Here is a 20,355-nt window from a genome sequence, read left to right on the forward strand (position 1 = left end):
CGATATTATTCTGATAATGGCGGATCTCCTGGTCCGTCATTTTTCTTTACATCAATACGCCGTCTTACTTTGCTTCTGCTGTTTCTCTTCAAACCGCTTCCTGTTCTCCAGGATGGTCATCATATGGGTATGGCCCCAGGCAGCCAGTTGCTGAATATGTGGTACAAGGCTCTTACCCAGCTCAGAGAGCTCATATTCCACCCGGGGAGGTATCTCGGGATAGAACTGCCTTATAATCAGTCCGTCCGATTCAAGGGAACGCAATGTAACTGTCAGCATCTTCTGGGAGATATCTCCGATGGTATGTGCTATCTCGCTAAAACGGAGCTTTCCCTCGTGGGACAGGAGCTCTATGATCAAAATAGACCATTTATCGCCAAACCTGTCCAACACCTGCCGGATAGGACAACAATCTCCCTTCCAGATCTTTTCGCCACTTTTTCTACTCATAACTCATTGATTTCTACGATTGTTACTAAAAGGTTAGTAAGTTGCTACGGCGAAAGGTTCTTGTTTTACAATAACACTCCCCATACCTTTGGCTTTCTAAAAGAAAGTAACTCTCTATTGGGAGTAAAATTATCACAAATATTTAAGATAATGAGAAAACGTGAACAATGAGAAACATTAACCTAGTTTAAGATTTCTGTCACGATATATGTTGAAACATCTATTATCTAAAAAAAGATATACTTTTGAATTCTAAACAAGAGCAAACATGAAAAAAATCACAATCATCGCCTCTTTATTGGCCCTTTCAGCAACTACATTTGCACAGACTACCTGGACTGTAGACAAAGCTCACTCAAGACTTGGTTACAGCGTTTCTCACATGACCATCTCCGAGCAGGAAGGTAACTTTAAAGGTTACGATGTGAAGATCACCACTACTAAAGATGATTTCTCTGACGCTTCTTTCGAAGTATCTATCGATGTAAACACCATCTCTACTGAAAACGAAATGCGTGACAAGCACCTGAAGAGCGCAGACTTCTTCGATGCTGAGAAATTCCCTACCATCACTTTCAAGAGTACTTCTTTCAAGAAAGTAAGCGGTAAACAGTACAAACTGACTGGCGACCTGACCCTGCACGGCGTAACTAAACCAGTTACTTTAACTGCTGTTTACAACGGTACAGTTGAGAACCCAATGAGCAAAAAACCAGTTGCTGGTTTCACTATAACCGGTGCTATCAAACGCGCTGACTTCGGTTTTGCAAGTGCAATGCCTGCAGCTATGCTGGGTGAGACTATCAACCTGAGAGCTAGTGGTGAATTTGGTAAACAATAAAGAAGGCAATGAAAAGATTAATTATATTTTCATCAACACTGCTGCTCACAGCAGCAGTGTTTGCCTACGCAGTTGTAGCGCAGGCTTGGAACATCAGTGGTAAATACAATATCAGCTTCTCCAGCAGCGCTGCAGGCGGTATTTTCAAAACCTTCAAAGGTACCATTGCGTTCGACGAACAGAATCTGGCAGCTTCCAATTTCAACGTTACTGTAGATGTTGCCTCTATCAATACTGGTAACGCCCTGCAGAACAAACACGCTAAAAGCGACGAATGGTTTGATGCTGCCAAATACCCGGAGATCAAATACACTTCCAAAAAGATCGTGAAAGCAGGTGCTGGTTACCAGGTAACCGGTGATCTGGAGATCCACGGCGTTAAGAAGGAATTCACCATTCCTTTCACCTTTAAGAAAGCTGGCAACAGCGCTACTTTCAATGGCACATTCAAAGTAAACCGCAACGATTTCCATATTGGTAAACCAGGCGGCGATGTTCCCGATGTGATCGATGTTACAGTAGCTGTTCCTGTTGTTAAAGCCTAATTATCAAATAGCATTTATGGGTAAAAAAATATCGCTGCTCGTACTGCTTGCAGTACTGGTAGGTGTTCTGTCAGGCATAGCTGGTGTTGTTTACCAGAAAGTGTACATTGAAACTGTGGGTGAAGGGTTTATTGATATCGCCAGCGTAAAGAATATCATGCTGGGCTGTATAGTAGGTACATTGGTAGCCGCCATTGGTTACTTCCTCCTCAGCCTCGTTCTGAAAGGCAAAACAGATATGGTGTTTAACATACTGTTTGTGATCCTTTCCTTTGCAAGTATCCTGGGACCAATAGGTTTCAAATTACCGCTGGAACAGGAATCGCCTGAATTATTCCCCGGACTGACAGTGCCTATGCACTTCTTCCCGGCGCTCGGATGGTTTGCACTGAAACCATTCTTCGGCAAATCAATCTAAGCTGTTCACAGATACGTTATAAAGAAAACGCCCCTGACGGAGCGTTTTTTTTATACCTGTGAATAGCTGTTGTTATACAAATGAGCTGAATCCGGTAATAGCACGACCAACAATCAGGGTATTGATCTCCTTTGTACCCTCGTAAGAATAGATCGCTTCTGCATCCGCTACAAAACGGGCGACGTTATACTCCAGCAATATTCCATTACCACCCATTACTTCCCTCGCTCCTCTTACTACATCGCGTGTTCTGAGAGAACAGAATACCTTCGCAATAGACGCATGTTCATCGGCCAGCAGTCCCTGGTCCTGCAGTTCAGATAAGCGGTATACCATGGTCTGCATAGCCGTCAGGTTGGACAACATTTCCACCAGGTGGTTCTGTATAAGCTGGAAAGAAGCGATCAGCTTACCAAACTGCTTCCTTTTCAGCGTATATGCCAGCGCATTTTCATATGCACCACGGGCGCATCCTACTGCCAGCCAGGCCACACCTGCGCGGGTCATACGTAATACCTTTGCAGTATCTTTAAAGGAATTCGCATGTTCCAGACGGTCTTTCTCTTCCACTACACAGTCTTTCAAGGTAATCAGTCCATTTTGCACAATACGGAGCGCCATTTTACCATGCATCTTCTCCACAGTAAAACCAGGCGTGCCTTTCCGTAACAGGAAACCTTTTACCTGGTTATCGTCCACATCCCTCGCCCAGATCACCAGTACGTCCGCGAAGGTGGCGTTCCCGATCCATTTTTTCTGACCATTCAATACCCAGGCATCCCCTACCCGTTTTACGGTGGTGGTGAGTCCTCCGGCTGCCCCGGAACCTACTTCCGGTTCAGTCAGACCAAAGGCTCCGATCTTCTTCATCTGCTGCATATCCGGCAGCCATTCCTTTTTCTGGGCCTCTGACCCCAGCAGGTAAATGGAACCCATTGCCAATCCACTCTGCACGCCGAAGAAAGTGGCCATAGAGCAGTCAACGCGGGCTATTTCCATGGTAACAATACCTTCCATCAGGAACGACTTGTTAGGTCCCCCGTATCCTTCATAGGTGGAACCGCAGATATTCAGGGCTGCCATTTTGGGTAGCAGCTCAAAAGGAAATTCTGCCTTCATCCAGTATTCATTGACTACCGGCTGGATTTCCTGTTCCATAAATTCCCTTACCCGTAACTGGAGTGCCTTATCCTCAGGGGATAACATACTACTGAGGTCATAGAAATCTCCGTTTACGGGTGGCAACTCCTTTTTTTGTCCCCCGCCACTGCTTTGCAGCATCCTCATTAAACCCGACAACTGCTGGTCATTCATCTTACCAACTGTTGCCATTACCTTAGGCAGATCTATCTTCTCTGATAAACGTCCTAATTGTTCAAAATCAATGCTCTTTAGCAAGTGAAAGGCCTGTCTGATGGTGGATAATTTAACTGCCATGGGATAGATTTAGTGCATTAAATTACCCAAAACTGTCAAATGTTTACTCCACCTGGAATATTAATTTGGAGGAATCAGCCGACAAACGGATGTGAGACATTTCATGTTCCACCTTTTCTGTTACTTTCTTGCGGCCAAACAAATTGTAGGGGAAACGTAACCAGATCTTGAATTTAATAGCAGGTTCTTCATTATCAAGCCTGTAACCAAATCTGATTTCTCTGATTCTATTTCGTCCCAGGGCATTGGTTAAGTGACGGACTACTTCCGTCGGATTCTCCAGAGTTGTGTATTCTTGCATGATGATGGCTTAGGTTTAACTCCTAAAAAGGTTCTTTCAATAAAAAAATATATAATGTTAACAACCGATTCACAGGGAGTTGGGGGAAAAGGACCTCGGGCTCAACGATACAATTTCAGTTCTAAACAGGTATCTTTGGGTGAACACCTTCCATTATGTAAACGCTAATGAAACTATACCTATTCTCTCCCATTGAAAAAAAATACCGGGAGGAATTCAATCACCATACGATGCTGCAAAACATAAAAGTTGCGGCATTTATTGCACTCACTGTTGCCATTGTGTCAACAACGGTACGTGTCATATCCTGGTTTGTCCCTTACCAGGCAATGGTTTCATCAAAGCAGTTTAACGAATACCGGATCATTAACAACTATACCGTCAGCACTTCCCTCTTTTTTGCTGGCCTGCTTTTTTTCATCTGGAAGAAGTCCGGTCCAAAACAGCAAAATCGATACCATTTTATCAGCATCCTCTATTCGCTTGCATTTCTCGGTACCTGCATGGCCCTCACTTTTGTGGCGCAGCATAATCCGAAAAACACAATGACAATGTTGCTTTTAGGTATGATCAGTATAGGTGTGCTGCTGGTTTTCTCCATCCGCAATCTCTTGCTGATTGCTGGTTCTACCATTGTTATATTTATGTTATTCTTCCATATGTTCCAGGTGTCTGCAGATACACGTTCCCTTAATTATGTGGTGTTCTGGCTGATTATCATCTGCTTTCTGCTTATTTCCCGCCTCATATATTCATATCATGCCAACTACTTTATCAAGATTAAAACTATTGAGGACAAGAACAGGGAAATTGAGAAAGCCAACCAGTTGAAGAACAAAATACTGGCGATTGTGGCGCACGATCTACGAAATCCTATTTCGGGGATACGATCTGTTACACACCTGATGCAGGAGTACCCCTATACGAAAGAGCAGGAGGAAAAATACCTGTACTGGATTACGGATGCCTGTAAAACGGCCGACCAGATTATTGAAGAATTACTGATGGCGGCAAAACAACGCGAAACAGACCTGCTGCAAACAGATTATGTATCGCTTAATGAGTGGCTGAAACATGTACGTGACAACTGGTTACAGAAATCGAACTTTAACAGGGATATCGGACTGGAATTACCCTCACAGGAACTGAAAGCGCGTATCCATACGGGTAAGATGCAAAGGGTGGTGGATAATCTGCTGCACAATGCCGCGAAATTTACGCCCGCAGAGGGTGATATTACTTTAGGTATGCAGCAGCTCAGAGGAGGCGTACGTATATCCATTAAGGATACAGGAATTGGTATTCCCGAGGAATTGCTCCCTACTCTGTTCGACCAGTTCACTACTTCCAGCCGGCCGGGATTAAACAATGAACCTTCCAATGGTCTGGGGTTGCATATCTGCAGACAACTGGTACAGGAACATGGCGGCAATATTTACGTTAGCTCCCGGGAAAACCAGGGTACCGTTTTTAATATAGACCTTCCCTTTACACTGCTATAGCGGCATTAACGTTATAACGCTTATTCCCCCTCCCCAAAAAGCTGTAAGGCCTCCTTATCCTCATATTGTAAAATGAGTGCCTTTAAGCGCTTTTTCAGCTCGGCTATGTTCCGTGCCTGGGACTTCTCTCCATAGATATTATTTAGTTCCTGTGGATCTTTCTGCAGATCATATAACTCCCAGTAATCTGCCGGGCCATAAAATCTTACGAGTTTGTAGCGTTGTGTGCGGATTCCGAAATGCGGCGACACATGGTGAGGATCCGGATATTCGTAGTAGTGGTAATACATGTCCTTTCGCCAGTTCAGCGTATCCCCTTTACCATTCACCAGGGGCATAAAAGATGTTCCCTGCATATCCGCAGGCGCCCTGATGCCGGCAATATCCAGTAAGGTAGGCGCCCAGTCAATATTCAGCATAAAGCCATTGGTAACGGAGCCCGGAGTAATAACACCCGGATAACGCATCACGAAAGGTGTATGGAGAGATTCTTCGTATATGAAACGTTTGTCAAACCAGCCATGTTCTCCCATATAGAATCCCTGGTCAGAGCCATAGATCACGACAGTATTTTCTGCAAGTCCGGTGCTGTCCAGGTATCGTAACAAACGGCCTATATTCCTGTCGAGGGACCGGGCGGTAGCCAGGTAGTCCCTGATATAACGCTGGTATTTCCAATTGACCAAAGCCTCTCCACTGAGGTGCAGGGAGTCAAACTCACGGCTTACTTTATTCTCATAATAGTGATGGAAGGCTGTATACTGTTCGGGCGTGAAACGGCTGTATTCACCATAACCGCTTTTACCATAGTTGAGATGGACTTTGAGATCTTCTTTCAGACGCATTGTTTTAGCAACGGTCATGTCCTGTTGTTCAGCAGCCTGTCTGTTCTGGTATTTATCGCTGAAAGTTGCGGGCAGGGGGAAATTAATACTGTCATAAGCGCCCAGATCGGGGATATCGGGCAGCCATTCCCGGTGGGTGGCTTTTTCACCTACAATCAGCATAAAAGGACGGGTAGTATCCCGGCGATCCAGCCAGGATACTGACAGGTCCGTAATAATGTTAGTGACATATCCGTTCATCTGCACCGTATCATTCGGTGTAGCAATGAAATCCGGATTATAGTATTTGCCTTGTCCCGGCAGGATATTGAAATAGTCAAAACCTCTGGGCAATGTCCCAAGATGCATTTTGCCTATCCAGGCCGTCTGGTAACCGTTTTGCTGCAAAATACCGGGGAAGGTCCGTTGGGTGTTGTCAAACTGCTTTTCATTCAACGGGTAGCCATTCTTATGACTGTATTTACCTGTCAGTAGGGTAGCTCTGCTGGGACCACAAATGGAGTTTGTGACCATCGCATGATTGAACAAAATCCCTTCGCGGGCAATCCGGTCTATATTCGGCGTTTGCACATATCTGTTACCGTAGGCGCTGATAGCCTGGGAAGTGTGATCATCTGAAAGAATGAAGATGATATTTGGTCGTTTCGACTGTCCGCTCAATAAAGCGGGCGCAAGAAGTACAATTAGTGCGACAAATACAGATCTGATACTGGCATTTTTCCACATAGACATAAAGATACTCAATTAGCTACAGTATCAAAATGCCTTAAACATGCTCAGGGGTATGATGTGGCGCCATTTCCACGATCTTCCACATGTACCACCTGGAGTATACGTGTGGCAATTGCATTCACTAACTGGGGATCCGCTGCATAGTCTGCATTCGGCTGCAGGTCACCATTGCCCTGTAACAGATAATCGATAGAGTGATCCTCGTCGAGTACAGCTTTATAGTGCTCTATCCCTCTTGATTCGTGAGGTTGTACAACAACTACATAGTTGTCTCCTTTCAAATCAAAATCTAATGTAAAATCTTTCATACGGCATTTTGTTTAGGAAGAACAGTTGTATGTAATCTAAATATAACAAAATTAAGGCCATGTGGTTGCAAAAAGATTTCATTGTCCCTTAGTCTTCTTTTGCCCCCTTTTCTCCTGTAAACCAGTGCTCTTTCTGCTTAAACAGTACATTAAAGGTAGTAAGTGACCCGTATATTCTGGTAATATACTGCTGCATATTTATTTTATCCTCATCGCTTAATTGCTTGTGACTATTGATCTGTTGCTCCAACACACGAAGGCGGTCGCGGACCATTACTATTTTATGAAAAAACGCTTCAATGGGTATCTCCTTGGGCTTCAATGAAGGATCTTTAGGTTGCAGTGTCATCACACCTCCCTCCCATCTTTCACCCAGCGGAACAACCTCTGTCAGACCTCCCCAGAGACGTAATATTTTCAACAGGGATGTCTCAACAGATGATACTGTTTCCAGTTCAATGCTCTGATTTTCCACATGTAATATTTCAAAAAGAGGATCTGTTTTATCTACCTCGATAATGCCCTGATCCATAAACGTGACAACATACTGGGCATACTTTACACCGATGATCACTCCGGGGCCATAACGTGCGTGCTGTACCCTTGATCCCTTACCGGCAGTTAATTCTTCCATTCAATGTGAAATTTACCTGACAATATAATACAAGTTATTGAAAAAGCGCATCTTATAAAAAGATCAATCCATATTTACGATTGCTTTAATAACTCCGTTGGCCGGATTCAGCCAGCTTTCAAATTCATCTTTTACCTCTCCGAAATTAACCCGGTGGGTAATGTAAGTAGTAGGATCTACCTCACCGCTTTTCATACAGCGGATCACATGCTCAAAATCTTCCCGGGTGGCATTCCGGCTGCTCATCAGGGTAGCTTCTCTTTTATGGAATTCCGGATGACTGACAGCAATCTCCCCTTTCTGAAGTCCTACCAATACATAACGGGCTCCATGCGCCATATAGGCAAAGCCATTATTGATAGCCTGCTGGCTCCCTGTAGCGTCGATCACCACTGTTGGCATATCATTTCCCGTAATCTGCATTAAAGTGGCCATAACATCCTCCGTTTTCGCATTAACAGTATGCGCTACTTTCAGCTTTTGCTTGCAGAAATCAAGACGGGACTGGTTAATATCCATGGCAATCACCTTTGCACCGGCAATCCGCGCAAATTCCATAATGCCCAGTCCTATAGGGCCCGCTCCTATTACCAGCACAAATTCTCCCGGCGTAACACCGGCACGGCGCACCCCATGAGCGCCAATAGCCAATGGCTCTACCAGGGCCAGCGCATCCATGCTCAAGCCTTCCCCATGCACCAGCGATGCAGATGGCACAGACAGATATTCCACCATACCCCCATCCACATGTACGCCACATACTTTGATATTTGTACAGCAATTGGGCTTCCCATTACGACAAGCCACACAGGTACCACAATTAAAATAGGGAATAAAAGTCACCGGCTCACCGGCATTAAACCCCGGCGCATTGTCGTAAGAGACCAGTTCCCCCGCCAGCTCATGACCCAGAATCCGGGGATAGGAAAAGTAAGGTTGCGTTCCTTCAAAAGCATGCAGATCGGTACCACAAATACCTATTCTTTTGATCCTGATAATAGCATGATCAGCAGTGAGTACAGGCATATCCGTTTCTCCATAGTCAAACTTACCGGGTGTGGTACAGGTGAGTATCTTCATAAAGTGTTCTTATTGTACCGGACTAAAATAGTAATAAAAAATTAACCGCCCGGTATAAAAACCGGACGGCTATCATATGCAAAAACCGATCTGTATGATTTATTCCTTTGGTACTTTGAGACTGGATGAATCTTTATCAGCCTTTTTCTTACGTTCTGCTGCCTTCTTCTGCTCCTTCGCTTCCTTTTTGGCCGCTTTCTCTTTTTTATTAAAATAACCTCTCAACAGGAAATTATGTTTTAAAGCCTCCATATTCTCGCTAAATCCATCCGAACCTCTCCGTATGGACTTGACTGTTTTCTTCGCTTCTGTCACAGTGCCCTCCAGGCTGGTAGCCAGGCTGTCACTATACAATAACCTGCCGATACTTCCCTTTCCCTGGTTGATCTGTGTGGCAATACCTGCCAGCTGTTCAGTGATCACCTCTGCATTTTCAGCTACGCCGGAAAGCCTGTCCAACACCCTGTCGTAGTTCATCGGATCCACCGTTTTAATCACATCTTTGTCTTTAACCGGAGTGTCATTTTCCGTGCCAGAACTGATAGTGATCAGCTTATCTCCCATCAGTCCATCCGTGCTGATACCAGCCACCGAACCTTTTTTTATAAACGGCTTCACCTTCTCTTTGATACGCAGGGCAACACGGGCCGTTGTATCGGATAATATATCAATGCTTTCCACAGTGCCTACATCAATACCAACGAAACGGACATTATTACCTACCTGCAGGCCTCCCACATTCTTAAAGGTCCCGTAAAGCACAAAAGTCCTTTGAAACAGGCTTTTATTTCTCCCGATCAGGAAAATACCCACTAATAATAACCCCAGCATAACCGTAGCAAAGATGCCTACCTTGATCTTTTGTTGTGTTTTCTGCTGCATACTTTACTATTTAAAAAAGTTATTAATGAGTTCATCCGGCGATTTAGTCAGTTCGTCGTACGTACCTGTCGCAATAAATTCGCCATCATTCATCACCACAATACGATCCGCCACTATACGGGCGCAGGCCATATCATGCGTAATGATAATAGATGATGTTTTATATTTCTCCTGGAGCTTCACAATCAGTTCACTGATCTCCCGGGAGGTGATAGGATCGAGTCCCGTTGTCGGCTCGTCATACAGTATGATCTCAGGCCGGAGTATCAGCGTACGCGCCAGTCCTACTCTCTTACGCATACCACCCGATAAATCAGCAGGATATTTATCGATCGCTTCTTCCAGGCCAACACTTTCCAGTGCTTCCTGCACCCGTTTTTCCATCTCGGCCTCATCTTTCATTTTCAGTACACGGGTAAGGGGAAACAACAGATTGTCACGCACGGTCATTGAGTCGTACAAGGCGCCACTCTGAAAAAGAAAACCGAGTTTACTTCTCAGTTCCTTCAGTTCTTCTTCGGGGAGCTCTTTTATTTCTTTGCCCAGTACCTGTAAATTGCCGTCGTCTGGCTCCAGTAGTCCGGCCACACATTGAATGGTGACGGATTTACCCTGACCGGAACGTCCCAGTACTACAATATTCTCTCCCCGATGAAGTTCAAGGTTAATATCCTTCAGTACTTCATTGTCGCCGAATGCTTTTTTCAGATGTTCAATACGTATGACAACATCATCTTCCGCAGCCGGCTGTTTTGCTTTTTCCTGTACAAGTGTATCGTTCATACTTGTGGCTTAAACATTTAATAATAGACCAGGTTCGTGATCTGCACTGCAATAGCATCTATAAATATGATCCATATAGAAGCGCTTACCACGGCGGAGTTAGCGGCGCGGCCCACGCTCTCTGTACCCCGGGACGCATGATAACCTTTAAAGCATCCCACAAAACCGATCGCATATCCGAAGAAAAATGACTTGACCACCGCAGGTATCAGGTCGCTGAATTCCAATGCATGGAAAGACTTCCGGAAGAACAGTGCAGCACTGACATGCTCCTGTATATTTACACCGACCCAGCCACCCACCAGGGCCAGTGCATCAGCCATGATCGTTAGTAAAGGCACCATAATGGTACAGGCCAGAATACGTGTTACCACCAGGTACTGTACCGGGTTGGCACTGGATACTTCCATGGCCGCTATCTGTTCCGTCACTTTCATACTTCCCAGTTCGGCGCCTATACTGGAGGCTATTTTACCTGTACAGATCAATGCAATGATAACAGGGCCGATCTCGCGGACAATAGAAATGGCCACCATACCAGGCACATAACTCTCTGCACCAAAATCTTTCAGCGTAGGATGCGTTTGCAGCGTGAGTACAAAACCGATGATAAAGCCATTGATAGCCACAAGGCCAATGGAGCGGTAACCAACAATATAACACTGACGGAGAAACTCTCCCCACTCAAATCCATCACGGAAAATATTACGGGCAAACTGGCCGGTGAAAACAACCTGGTCTCCAAGCATTTCCATGTATTTATTAAAAGCTGATGTAAGTGCGCTGGCCATAACAGTAAGCATTAGGTCAATTGATACGGGAAGTGGAAATGATCATCCCTGATATAAGGAGATAGAATTTTCATGCCATGGCAGGAAACGATGATTTTCAGGCAGAAACAGCAATAACTTCCTGCCTGGATGGGTAATATTTTACCCAACCTGTACAAGTATGATAGCATTTGCAGATACTGTTTATTATTTTTGAAAAGAATATGTACAATTCTATGGTTCATATAAAAAAACACCCCCTGTATTTGCTGCTGTTGCTGTTTGCCCTGGCCTGTGGAGAAAAGAAAGACACAGGCTTTACAATAGAAAAGATCCCCGATCCCATGCAGCATGGTGGTTATGTAAGTAATCCCGACCACCTTATCAGCCAGCAAACTGAAACTGCGCTCAATGAACAGATGCGGCAGCTCGACCAGTCAGGCCGCGCCCAGGTAGTTATTGTACTGCTGAATACTATTGGCGATAAAGTGCCGAAAGACGTAGCACACGACCTTTTCAGACTGTGGCACCCCGGACAGAAAGGAAAGGATAATGGTCTCATGGTATTGCTGGTAAACGATCAGCACAGGATAGAATTTGAAACCGGTTATGGCCTGGAAGGCGATCTGCCGGACGTGATCTGTTTCCGGATACAACAATCCGAAATGCTGCCTTCCTTTAAACAAAACAATATCGACGAAGGCATGCTGAAAGGCATGACAGCAGTTATAAATGTCTTGCAATCGCAAACGGATAGCAGTGTTGCAGCGGTGACGGATAGTACCGCATCTGCTGACACCAGTAATGCTGCTGTAATGAAAATAGGAGACGTAGGAGATAATACAGCGGAACCTTATTCTCAGTCAGACGTTACTGTGGAGCAGGCCCCCCACGACAGGCCTGGCCTTGGTTCGGCCATCCTGTACGTGCTCTACGCAATATTCGCAACGTTCTTCTTAGTGCAACCCGGTATCGTCAAAAAGAATAAGGATCTCCCTCAGTTATTCAAAGCAAATGTATGGCACAAGCTCTGGGTGTATGCATTGCCATTGGTGCTGTTAGTCATATTGATAGGTATTCCGGACGTTTACCACTGGTTGATACTACCACTTATTATGTATTTTAACCTGATGGCCTATCTGGCTTACCGCGCTTTCGCTATCAATAAAAAAGCGGGGGTTTTACTGCAGGGCTTCGACCGCCATGTGCAATACGAAACACTCAATCTGGCTCACGCCAACAGCTGGTTGTCTGCCATTACCTTTCCCCTTCCTCTTCTGGCCTATTCAAGGTGGCATATTGCGCGGATGAATAAACTGCGCTATGATCCCTACGATTGTGAAACATGCCATCACCCGATGCAATTACTTAAAAAAGGAAAAAGGAAAGAACTGCTGGAACCGGTACAGGCGGCAGAAGATAAGGTAGGGTCTGTCATTTATGATGTTTGGTATTGTAAACATTGTGATGACAAAAAGGTACTGGGCTACCGGAATCTCCGGACCAGTGCAAGCACCTGTCCTTCCTGCAATGCGCTTACCCTGGTAGCTGGTAGCAGGAAAGTGATAAGGCGGGCTACGACAAGTCGTGAGGGAGAAGGTATTCAGCATTACCTGTGCAAACACTGTAATTATACCCGGGACGAAACATATGTTATTGCTAAGTTATCTTCCGGAGGATCTTCTGGTTCTTCTTCAGGCTCATCCGGTTCCTCAGGCTCGTCTGGTGGCTGGGGTGGCGGCAGTTCAGGAGGTGGCGGCGCCGGCAGTAGCTGGTAAAAAATCCGATCCCTGATCATGATCATTGTTTATTGTCCGGAATAGGGATATTTTTGCACCATGAATTTCGAAAAACAACAGAGGAAAGGACCTAACTGGTTGCGTCAATTTGACTTTTTGGGGATGCACCTGCTGCCGATTCTGGCAATATTCACGCACGTGACAGCATTTGACTGGATTTTATGTGCCGCATTGTATGTAGCTCGCATGTTCTTCGTAACAGGCGGGTATCACCGTTATTTTTCCCATCGCACGTTCAAGACCTCCCGTGTATTCCAGTTCATCCTGGCTGGAGGTGCACAGAGCAGTTTACAGAAAGGTGTGTTATGGTGGGGAGCTAATCACCGTATCCATCACAAACACAGCGATACTCCTGAGGATCCGCACTCTGCTAACATATACGGTTTCTGGTACGCTCACATGGGCTGGATCATGGGACCTGAATATAAACCAACCCGTTACGACCTGGTAAAAGACTTCAAACAACCAGAACTGTTCTGGCTGAATAAATATCACTTTGTACCCGGACTGGTATTGGCTGTAGCGGTATACTTTGTAGGTAACAAAGTAAACGGTGCAGGCTGGTTCGACTGGAGCGCCGGTCTCTCTACCCTGCTGATCGGTTTCTTCCTGAGCACCATCTTCCTGTATCATGGTACCTTTACCATCAACTCCCTGATGCACAAATGGGGCAAACCAAGATATAACACAGGCGATTTCTCCAAAAACAGCCTGATCCTGGCGCTCGTAACCCTGGGTGAGGGATGGCATAATAACCACCACTACTACCAGAGTGCTACCCGTCAGGGCTTCTTCTGGTGGGAGATCGATATCACCTACTATATCCTCCGTACACTGGGCTTCTTTGGCATCGTATGGGATATCAGGGGTGTTCCTGAAAAAGTGAAAACTAGTAATCTGCTTACTGAAGAAGCTAAAGCAGAGGTAAAAGCAGCTAACAGGAAACTGGTGGATGCGAACAGATAAAATCATTCATCTTATTTAAATAGGGAGGCTCGGTGTGTAATACACTGAGCCTCAGTTGTTTTATAACGTCCCCTTCTTGTACCCTGTTTTTCCTTTCACGAGCCCTCCCAGACCTTAAGCGTAAGGATTCGCTGCGACTGTACTACCACTTGTAACCTACAGGCTCTCTACTCCTACATTACCCCTATCGTTGTATAGCGTTCGCTATACAACGATAGGGGTAATGTAGGAGTAGAGAGCCTGTAGGTTATAGCTCCCACCGAATAGGTACTATAGTGCCAGCCTATTGGTACCGGAAACTATCCCTATTTTTTACAAACAAATCTTTGATTTAAACATCAGACGTTTCATCTAAACATCATACCTTTGTGAAACATCAGACGTTTAATCATGGCAAAAGCAATCAAACTGGCCGATCAGGTCATATATAGCCTGCAAAAGGACATCTCCCTGGGGAAATACAAACCAGGAGACCTCATCCCACCAGAACCGGTCCTTATGGAGCAGTTCGGCGTAGGGAGATCCACTATCCGGGAGGCGATTAAGACCCTCTCCAACGCCGGCATCCTGAAAGTACAACAAGGTGCAGGCACCTTCGTTTGCGACCTCAAAACAACGACGGAGCCGCTTGATCAAAGACTCAGAAGAGCCGCTATGCAGGAAGTAAACCACGTACGGCAGCTGCTGGAAGTGGAAATAGTACAACTGGCCGTACAGCACCGGCAGCAAGCCGACCTGGACGCGATGAATGCGCTGCTGGAAGAAAGATGGCAGGCAATTACTGCGGATGACTATAATGCCTGTGCAGACGCCGATATACGCTTTCACAGGGCCGTGGCTACCGCCTCGCACAACAGTGTGCTGGCAGATCTCTACCAGACATTCACCAACGTGATCATGGATGGCTTCCAGCAAAGGGAAAAACCGCATGTTTCACAATTCCAGCGCACGCATGAGCTGCACGTACAGCTCGCCAATGCTATCGTGCAGCAACAATCTGGCAAGGCCATTGAAACAGTAAAAGCCATCCTTGAAAATAATTTCTAAATAAATTGTCATGTCTATTCTGGTATTCACATTAATTCTCCTGGCAGGCGCCTTCATTGCTGGCATGCTGGGCTCTCTCACAGGTCTCGGAGGAGGCGTTGTAATCATTCCCCTCCTCACGCTCATCTTTCATGTCGATATCCGCTATGCCGTTGGCGCCTCGCTGGTAGCCTCCATTGCTAACTCCTCCGGAGCAGCAGCAGCGTATATCAAGGAAGGCATTACGAATGTCCGCATAGGGATGTTCCTGGAAATAGCCACCACCACCGGCGCAATAGTCGGCGCTATACTGGCAGTATACACGCCTACCCACCTGGTGGCCATCCTCTTCGGCTTTGTGCTGTTATTTTCTGCTGCGATGACCCTCAGAAAGAAAAATGAGCATGGAAGCAACGACAGTAACAGCAAATTAGCCAGCATCATGCGGCTCAATAGTTCCTATCCGGTAAATGGTCAGGAGGTGCCTTATAAAGTAAACGGAGTAGCGGGCGGCTATGCCCTGATGACAGTGGCAGGTGTGGTATCAGGTCTGCTGGGTATTGGCTCCGGTGCGCTGAAGGTACTGGCAATGGATGGCGTCATGCGCATTCCTTTCAAGGTATCTACTACCACCAGCAACTTTATGATCGGTGTAACAGCCGCGGCCAGTGCAGTGATCTATCTGCAACGCGGATATATTGATCCGGGTATTGCCATGCCGGTGGTGCTGGGTGTATTGGCAGGAGCATTCGGCGGATCAAAGTTGTTGATGAAACTCAATACACGCAAGCTCAGGATCCTCTTTTGTGTGGTGATCAGCGCACTGGCGCTGGAAATGATCTATAACGGTTTTACAGGCAAATTATAAGCAAATGAAAAGGCTATTTTCGAAATCATTCTGGCAGGAAAGGGACGTTGAAATGTTCATTGGTCAGCAGTTACGCTGGGGCGTGATCACCTCCAGTATCATTGCCTTCATCGGAGGTATTATCTACCTGATCAATCATGGTACCGCCACGCCCTCATACACACAATTCACAGGCGCACCGGAATATGTACGACACCTGCCAGGCATCCTCCAGGGGGTCTTACGATGGGATGGCAGAGCTATTATACAATTAGGCGTAGTGGTATTACTGGCTACTCCTATCACCCGTATCGCTTTTTCTGTACTGGCTTTCGCCATGGAAAAAGACAGGCTGTACGTAGTGATCACACTGATCGTTTTGAGCGTTATTACATTCAGCATCTTCAGCGGACTGGGAGGCTGATGGCATCACGAGCTACGCTCGTGATGCAACAACATATTCATGGCATGACTGAAGGAACCTGCGCGGGCGATCTCTCCATTATTTACAAAGAAGATCTCATCCGCATTCTCAATGGTATTCAGCCTGTGCGCGATGATCACACGGGTGGTATGAGCCGGCAGCTTTTGCAATACCGCTTCCAGCTGTTGTTCAGTCACCGTATCGATATTTGCAGTGGCCTCGTCCAGCACCAGCAGATCCGGATCACGGAGTACCGCCCGCATAAAAGCAATGAGCTGCTTCTGTCCCAGGCTGATACCGTCATTGCCTGCTACGACCCTGGTTGCCAGTCCTTCCTCGAACCGTTCCAGCAAAGTATCCAATCCTGCCTTCGCAATGACTTCTTCCAGCTGAGCGGTGCTGTATTCAGCGTATCGCGCGTTCCCATACACGATATTCTCCTGGATGGTGCCAGAGAAAAGGAAAGGCTCCTGTAAGATAAAACCGATCTGCTGTGCCCTTTCTTCCGGTGTATAAGAACGGATATCCCGTCCATTCAGCAATATCTCTCCTGCCGTAGGATCGTACAGGCGAGCTATCAGGGATGCTGTGGTCGTTTTTCCTCCACCGGTAGGCCCTACCAGTGCATAGGTCTTTCCTTTTTCCATATTGAAGCTCACATTCCGCAGAATGTCTTTGCTGCCCGGGTAACGGAAATTCACATTGTTGAAACTGATCAGCGGAGCATTCTCCTTCGCTGGTCCTGCCGGTATCACCTTCAGGTCAGATTCCAGCTCCAGGATCTGCGAGATCCTGTCCCATCCAGCCATGGCCATCTGGAAGTTGGTCCACAGTGCCGCCAGCTGACGGATAGGGTTATAAAAGTGGTTAGAATAAGACAAATAACTGATCAGCAATCCCACTGTAAACTGTCCTACAGAGATCAGGTAGATACCATACACCAATACCGCCAGCATGGCCATCTGCGAACAGAAGGAAAAGACCGGCGTGAAAATATTGTTGAACAAACCTGCCGATACTGCGGTGCGATAACTCTGCTGGTTGGCCTGGTCAAAACGTTTGCGGAAATAGTCGCGGCGATTGAAAGCGATGATCACCTTAAAATTGCTCAGGCTTTCCTGTATCTCTGCACTCAATCCTCCGGTACTCTTCATATTGGCGGCATTCTTACTCTTCACCAGCGGTGAGATCAGCCGGGTGAAAACCAGTAACATAAGCCCCGGCAGCAAGGTAGCTACTCCCAGTTTGACGTTGATACACAGGAGGAAAATACCCGCTCCCGTCATGGACATAATACCGCTGGCAAACTGCACAAGGGATTGTGAAAAGAACTGGTTCATCTTGTCCGTATCGTTGTTGATACGGGAAATGAGGTCGCCTGTTTTGTTCTGGTTGAAGAATGCAATAGGCAACTCCTGCAACTTCACAAACACTGCATTCCGGAGGTTATACAACATACGCTGGCCTACTCCTCCCATCATCCTGCTCTGCCAGTAGGAAAACCCAAAGTTGACCAGGTACATACCCAGCAGGATGCCCGAGCACAAAAGAATGCCGAAGAAGTCCTTCGTCTGTACATAGTTGTCGATCGTATAACCAATCACAAAGGGCGCCGTCAGCGTCAGCGACTGGCTGACCATCATGATAAAGAATGCCTTGATCAGGTCTTTGTGCTCTGTTTTAATATATGCCAGTAATTTCAGGAGACGTTTCCCCGAAGTACTTTTCTGTTCCGTTTTGTCTATATTATTCAGGTTGTAATTCATAATTGCTGGTACTACGTTGGGAATTAAAGATCTGTACGTATTCAGGACATGTCTGCATCAGCTCCTGATGGGTGCCTGCGGCGATTACCTCTCCATCCATCAGGAGAATGATCTGGTCAAAATGTTCTACAGATGCTATCTTTTGTGTAACGGAAATCAATGTCAGGTGCGGATAATTTTCCTGGACGTTTTCAAGGATCCGCTGCTCAGTATTGGCATCTACTCTCGCGGTAAAGTCGTCCAGCAGCAGGATACGCGGATTAATAGCCAGGGCCCTTGCCAGCATGATACGTTGCTTTTGTCCGCCGGAAAGGCTGGCGCCTCTCTCAGACACCACCGTTTCCAATCCTTCCGGCAAGCCTGCTATAAATTCTTTCAGCTCTGCCGTGGCAATCGCCTGCTGCATGGTGGCCTCGCTTACCGTTTCATTAAAGGCAATATTTTCCCGCACACTCATGTTAAACACAATACTGTCCTGGAATACCAGCCCTACCTGTTGTAACAGGGCCGCCTTGTCATATTCCTCCAGCTCGGTGTTGTCGTAGAACACACGCCCGCTTTCCGGTTTCAGCAATCCTACGATCACATTCAGCAGCTGTGTTTTACCGGCTGCCGTCGGACCAATAATAGCGGTGCGGGTACCGGCTTTCACCGAGAACGAAACGTCTTTCAGCACTGGCTTTCCGTCCATTGACAGAACGATATTCTCTACCGCCACATCACCATTCAGCTGCGTCTTCACCGTGCCTTTATCCTGTACATCCGGTGCATATAATACCTCGCTGATACGCTGGAAAGCAGTAGATGCCTGGGCAATAAGATTACTCATAAACCCTATCACGATGATCGGGAAGATTAAGAGCGCTATATAGCTGTTAAAAGCGGCAATATCCCCGAGCGACATCTCCCCTTTTATCACAAAATGTCCTCCCAGCAGAAGCGTTGCCAGTATTGACATTCCCGCCAGGAAACTGATAACGGGCACCAGGCCTGCAAACATGCGGACGATCGCAATGCCTAGTGTCTTTGACTCGCCGTTCGGCGCAATAAAACGGTCGTATTCCAGTTGCTGCGCATTCACTACCCTGATCAGGGCAGCACCGGTAATACTCTCATTGATCGTCTTATTCAATTTGTCTACCACCTCTCTGCTGATGCGGAACATTGACCGCACTTTTTTCAGTACCGTCCAGAATGCGATCGCAATAAAAGGAATGATAGAAAGTATCACCAGGCCCAGCTTCCAGTCCCTGCTCAGCAGCAGTACACAACAACCGATGATCATAAAGGCGGAAGAGGCAATGGAAATAATCGCCTGGGAGATGAAGACTTTAATACTGTCTACATCGCCGGTAAGATTCGTCAGTAGTCTCGAGGGATTTACCCGCTGTATATACGAATAGTCCTGCCGGGAGACCCTGTCAGCAAGAGAAGTTCGTAAACTCCGTCCCACCTTTTCAGCCATATATGTCTGAATGATACTTTGCAGGTAGGTGAAAATAAAAATAGCAACCGCAGCAGCGATGAACTCGATAACCAGTTCCCTGATCACAAGTGTTCCTTTAGAATAGGCATCGATACCCTTGGCAGTCAGCGCAGGCAGGACCAGGCTCAGTCCATTGCTACATAAAGCCATGAGGATCAGTAAGAATAGTTGTCCTCTGTAGGGGCGCAACAAAGACATCAATCCTGAGTTTCCTTTCCCTGTCGTGGCAACAGGTGTGTTTGTCTTCTTCATATCAATAACAAATATATGGCAGGCGGCAGACCTATTTACTGCACAAGACCAATTTAAATGAAAATTAAGCGCTTTATAATACGCAGGTATAAGGGCCCTTGGGTTTATGCGTTTGATAAGAGGACGAACGGGATAAACAAATATTGTATATGAGAAAAAAAAAGTCCTCCCGGTACAACCGGAAGGACCTCGACGCGTCCGCGTCCCAGATATTTTTTATGGAGCAACCCGGTTAGGCGATACCAACCGAAGGTTTCCATG

The 20,355-nt window shown here is 46.3% G+C and carries 21 protein-coding genes; 9 read left to right on the plus strand and 12 right to left on the minus strand.

Annotated features, from left to right (window positions below):
- Positions 1-51 precede the first annotated feature (51 nt).
- Positions 52-450, minus strand: coding sequence for a winged helix-turn-helix transcriptional regulator (locus tag BLR32_RS24870; RefSeq protein WP_089835697.1), 399 nt, complete (start codon positions 448-450; stop codon positions 52-54).
- A 268-nt stretch (positions 451-718) separates the two neighbouring features.
- Between BLR32_RS24870 and BLR32_RS24875 the strand changes: the two genes are divergently transcribed.
- Genes BLR32_RS24875 through BLR32_RS24885 form a run of 3 tightly spaced genes read left to right on the plus strand, consistent with a single transcriptional unit; the run spans position 719 to position 2,254 of the window.
- Positions 719-1,291 carry a YceI family protein gene (locus tag BLR32_RS24875; RefSeq protein WP_089835698.1) on the plus strand — a complete coding sequence of 191 codons (573 nt, stop codon included), beginning with the start codon at positions 719-721 and terminating at the stop codon, positions 1,289-1,291.
- 8 nt (positions 1,292-1,299) lie between these two features.
- Positions 1,300-1,836, plus strand: coding sequence for a YceI family protein (locus BLR32_RS24880; RefSeq protein WP_089835699.1), 537 nt, complete (start codon positions 1,300-1,302; stop codon positions 1,834-1,836).
- A 16-nt stretch (positions 1,837-1,852) separates the two neighbouring features.
- Positions 1,853-2,254, plus strand: coding sequence for a hypothetical protein (locus tag BLR32_RS24885; RefSeq protein ID WP_089835700.1), 402 nt, complete (start codon positions 1,853-1,855; stop codon positions 2,252-2,254).
- A gap of 72 nt (positions 2,255-2,326) precedes the next feature.
- Here the strand turns inward: BLR32_RS24885 and BLR32_RS24890 are convergent, their stop codons facing one another.
- Positions 2,327-3,691: an acyl-CoA dehydrogenase family protein gene (locus BLR32_RS24890; RefSeq protein ID WP_089835701.1), complete on the minus strand. Its 1,365-nt coding sequence runs from the start codon at positions 3,689-3,691 to the stop codon at positions 2,327-2,329.
- Between the two features lie 43 nt (positions 3,692-3,734).
- Positions 3,735-3,992, minus strand: a complete 258-nt coding sequence (locus tag BLR32_RS24895) for a hypothetical protein (protein ID WP_089835704.1) — start codon at positions 3,990-3,992, stop codon at positions 3,735-3,737.
- A gap of 167 nt (positions 3,993-4,159) precedes the next feature.
- On the opposite strand from BLR32_RS24895, the gene BLR32_RS24900 reads away from it, so the two are divergent.
- A complete protein-coding gene (locus BLR32_RS24900) occupies positions 4,160-5,494 on the plus strand; it encodes a sensor histidine kinase (RefSeq protein ID WP_089835706.1) in 1,335 nt (444 codons plus the stop codon).
- Between the two features lie 20 nt (positions 5,495-5,514).
- Here the strand turns inward: BLR32_RS24900 and BLR32_RS24905 are convergent, their stop codons facing one another.
- The 7 genes from BLR32_RS24905 to BLR32_RS24935 form a co-directional block, all read right to left on the minus strand.
- The gene (locus tag BLR32_RS24905) at positions 5,515-7,071 is read right to left on the minus strand and encodes a sulfatase family protein (protein ID WP_089835707.1); all 1,557 of its coding nucleotides are present in this window, start codon (positions 7,069-7,071) and stop codon (positions 5,515-5,517) included.
- A 44-nt stretch (positions 7,072-7,115) separates the two neighbouring features.
- On the minus strand, positions 7,116-7,379 hold the full coding sequence (locus tag BLR32_RS24910; RefSeq protein WP_089835709.1) for a hypothetical protein: 264 nt from the start codon (positions 7,377-7,379) through the stop codon (positions 7,116-7,118).
- 88 nt (positions 7,380-7,467) lie between these two features.
- Positions 7,468-8,013: a hypothetical protein gene (locus BLR32_RS24915; protein WP_089835711.1), complete on the minus strand. Its 546-nt coding sequence runs from the start codon at positions 8,011-8,013 to the stop codon at positions 7,468-7,470.
- A gap of 63 nt (positions 8,014-8,076) precedes the next feature.
- Positions 8,077-9,093, minus strand: a complete 1,017-nt coding sequence (locus BLR32_RS24920; protein WP_089835713.1) for a zinc-binding alcohol dehydrogenase family protein — start codon at positions 9,091-9,093, stop codon at positions 8,077-8,079.
- 99 nt (positions 9,094-9,192) lie between these two features.
- Positions 9,193-9,975 carry an MlaD family protein gene (locus BLR32_RS24925; protein WP_089835714.1) on the minus strand — a complete coding sequence of 261 codons (783 nt, stop codon included), beginning with the start codon at positions 9,973-9,975 and terminating at the stop codon, positions 9,193-9,195.
- A 6-nt stretch (positions 9,976-9,981) separates the two neighbouring features.
- On the minus strand, positions 9,982-10,758 hold the full coding sequence (locus BLR32_RS24930) for an ABC transporter ATP-binding protein (protein ID WP_089835716.1): 777 nt from the start codon (positions 10,756-10,758) through the stop codon (positions 9,982-9,984).
- 17 nt (positions 10,759-10,775) lie between these two features.
- Positions 10,776-11,549, minus strand: coding sequence for an MlaE family ABC transporter permease (locus BLR32_RS24935; RefSeq protein WP_245705516.1), 774 nt, complete (start codon positions 11,547-11,549; stop codon positions 10,776-10,778).
- Positions 11,550-11,764: 215 nt separating this feature from the next.
- On the opposite strand from BLR32_RS24935, the gene BLR32_RS24940 reads away from it, so the two are divergent.
- The 5 genes from BLR32_RS24940 to BLR32_RS24960 all read left to right on the plus strand — a co-directional run bounded on the left by BLR32_RS24940 (position 11,765) and on the right by BLR32_RS24960 (position 16,590).
- On the plus strand, positions 11,765-13,306 hold the full coding sequence (locus tag BLR32_RS24940) for a TPM domain-containing protein (RefSeq protein ID WP_176842425.1): 1,542 nt from the start codon (positions 11,765-11,767) through the stop codon (positions 13,304-13,306).
- A gap of 60 nt (positions 13,307-13,366) precedes the next feature.
- Positions 13,367-14,293 (plus strand): acyl-CoA desaturase, encoded by a 927-nt coding sequence (locus BLR32_RS24945; RefSeq protein ID WP_089835721.1) that lies wholly within the window; start codon positions 13,367-13,369, stop codon positions 14,291-14,293.
- Between the two features lie 390 nt (positions 14,294-14,683).
- Positions 14,684-15,340, plus strand: a complete 657-nt coding sequence (locus BLR32_RS24950; protein WP_089835723.1) for a FadR/GntR family transcriptional regulator — start codon at positions 14,684-14,686, stop codon at positions 15,338-15,340.
- Between the two features lie 10 nt (positions 15,341-15,350).
- The gene (locus BLR32_RS24955; RefSeq protein ID WP_089835725.1) at positions 15,351-16,187 is read left to right on the plus strand and encodes a sulfite exporter TauE/SafE family protein; all 837 of its coding nucleotides are present in this window, start codon (positions 15,351-15,353) and stop codon (positions 16,185-16,187) included.
- Between the two features lie 4 nt (positions 16,188-16,191).
- On the plus strand, positions 16,192-16,590 hold the full coding sequence (locus BLR32_RS24960) for a DUF1634 domain-containing protein (protein ID WP_089835727.1): 399 nt from the start codon (positions 16,192-16,194) through the stop codon (positions 16,588-16,590).
- Between the two features lie 5 nt (positions 16,591-16,595).
- On the opposite strand, the gene BLR32_RS24965 is transcribed toward BLR32_RS24960, so the two are convergent.
- Positions 16,596-18,356, minus strand: coding sequence for an ABC transporter ATP-binding protein (locus BLR32_RS24965; RefSeq protein ID WP_089835729.1), 1,761 nt, complete (start codon positions 18,354-18,356; stop codon positions 16,596-16,598).
- Positions 18,337-20,094, minus strand: a complete 1,758-nt coding sequence (locus tag BLR32_RS24970) for an ABC transporter ATP-binding protein (protein ID WP_089835731.1) — start codon at positions 20,092-20,094, stop codon at positions 18,337-18,339. The genes BLR32_RS24965 and BLR32_RS24970 overlap by 20 nt, the downstream gene beginning before the upstream one ends.
- Positions 20,095-20,355 lie beyond the last annotated feature (261 nt).

This window comes from Chitinophaga filiformis (genome assembly GCF_900102545.1).
Taxonomy (GTDB): Bacteria; Bacteroidota; Bacteroidia; order Chitinophagales; family Chitinophagaceae; genus Chitinophaga; species Chitinophaga filiformis.

Excerpts from the sequence above, each read along its gene's own strand:
- BLR32_RS24930 (WP_089835716.1), bottom strand. The coding sequence starts at position 10,758 with ATGAACGATACACTTGTACAGGAAAAAGCAAAACAGCCGGCTGCGGAA.
- BLR32_RS24925 (WP_089835714.1), bottom strand. The coding sequence starts at position 9,975 with ATGCAGCAGAAAACACAACAAAAGATCAAGGTAGGCATCTTTGCTACG.
- BLR32_RS24900 (WP_089835706.1), top strand. The coding sequence starts at position 4,160 with ATGAAACTATACCTATTCTCTCCCATTGAAAAAAAATACCGGGAGGAA.
- BLR32_RS24970 (WP_089835731.1), bottom strand. The coding sequence starts at position 20,094 with ATGAAGAAGACAAACACACCTGTTGCCACGACAGGGAAAGGAAACTCA.
- BLR32_RS24965 (WP_089835729.1), bottom strand. The coding sequence starts at position 18,356 with ATGAATTACAACCTGAATAATATAGACAAAACGGAACAGAAAAGTACT.
- BLR32_RS24890 (WP_089835701.1), bottom strand. The coding sequence starts at position 3,691 with ATGGCAGTTAAATTATCCACCATCAGACAGGCCTTTCACTTGCTAAAG.
- BLR32_RS24880 (WP_089835699.1), top strand. The coding sequence starts at position 1,300 with ATGAAAAGATTAATTATATTTTCATCAACACTGCTGCTCACAGCAGCA.
- BLR32_RS24950 (WP_089835723.1), top strand. The coding sequence starts at position 14,684 with ATGGCAAAAGCAATCAAACTGGCCGATCAGGTCATATATAGCCTGCAA.
- BLR32_RS24940 (WP_176842425.1), top strand. The coding sequence starts at position 11,765 with ATGGTTCATATAAAAAAACACCCCCTGTATTTGCTGCTGTTGCTGTTT.
- BLR32_RS24885 (WP_089835700.1), top strand. The coding sequence starts at position 1,853 with ATGGGTAAAAAAATATCGCTGCTCGTACTGCTTGCAGTACTGGTAGGT.
- BLR32_RS24910 (WP_089835709.1), bottom strand. The coding sequence starts at position 7,379 with ATGAAAGATTTTACATTAGATTTTGATTTGAAAGGAGACAACTATGTA.
- BLR32_RS24960 (WP_089835727.1), top strand. The coding sequence starts at position 16,192 with ATGAAAAGGCTATTTTCGAAATCATTCTGGCAGGAAAGGGACGTTGAA.
- BLR32_RS24945 (WP_089835721.1), top strand. The coding sequence starts at position 13,367 with ATGAATTTCGAAAAACAACAGAGGAAAGGACCTAACTGGTTGCGTCAA.
- BLR32_RS24895 (WP_089835704.1), bottom strand. The coding sequence starts at position 3,992 with ATGCAAGAATACACAACTCTGGAGAATCCGACGGAAGTAGTCCGTCAC.
- BLR32_RS24875 (WP_089835698.1), top strand. The coding sequence starts at position 719 with ATGAAAAAAATCACAATCATCGCCTCTTTATTGGCCCTTTCAGCAACT.
- BLR32_RS24870 (WP_089835697.1), bottom strand. The coding sequence starts at position 450 with ATGAGTAGAAAAAGTGGCGAAAAGATCTGGAAGGGAGATTGTTGTCCT.
- BLR32_RS24920 (WP_089835713.1), bottom strand. The coding sequence starts at position 9,093 with ATGAAGATACTCACCTGTACCACACCCGGTAAGTTTGACTATGGAGAA.
- BLR32_RS24935 (WP_245705516.1), bottom strand. The coding sequence starts at position 11,549 with ATGGCCAGCGCACTTACATCAGCTTTTAATAAATACATGGAAATGCTT.
- BLR32_RS24905 (WP_089835707.1), bottom strand. The coding sequence starts at position 7,071 with ATGTCTATGTGGAAAAATGCCAGTATCAGATCTGTATTTGTCGCACTA.
- BLR32_RS24915 (WP_089835711.1), bottom strand. The coding sequence starts at position 8,013 with ATGGAAGAATTAACTGCCGGTAAGGGATCAAGGGTACAGCACGCACGT.
- BLR32_RS24955 (WP_089835725.1), top strand. The coding sequence starts at position 15,351 with ATGTCTATTCTGGTATTCACATTAATTCTCCTGGCAGGCGCCTTCATT.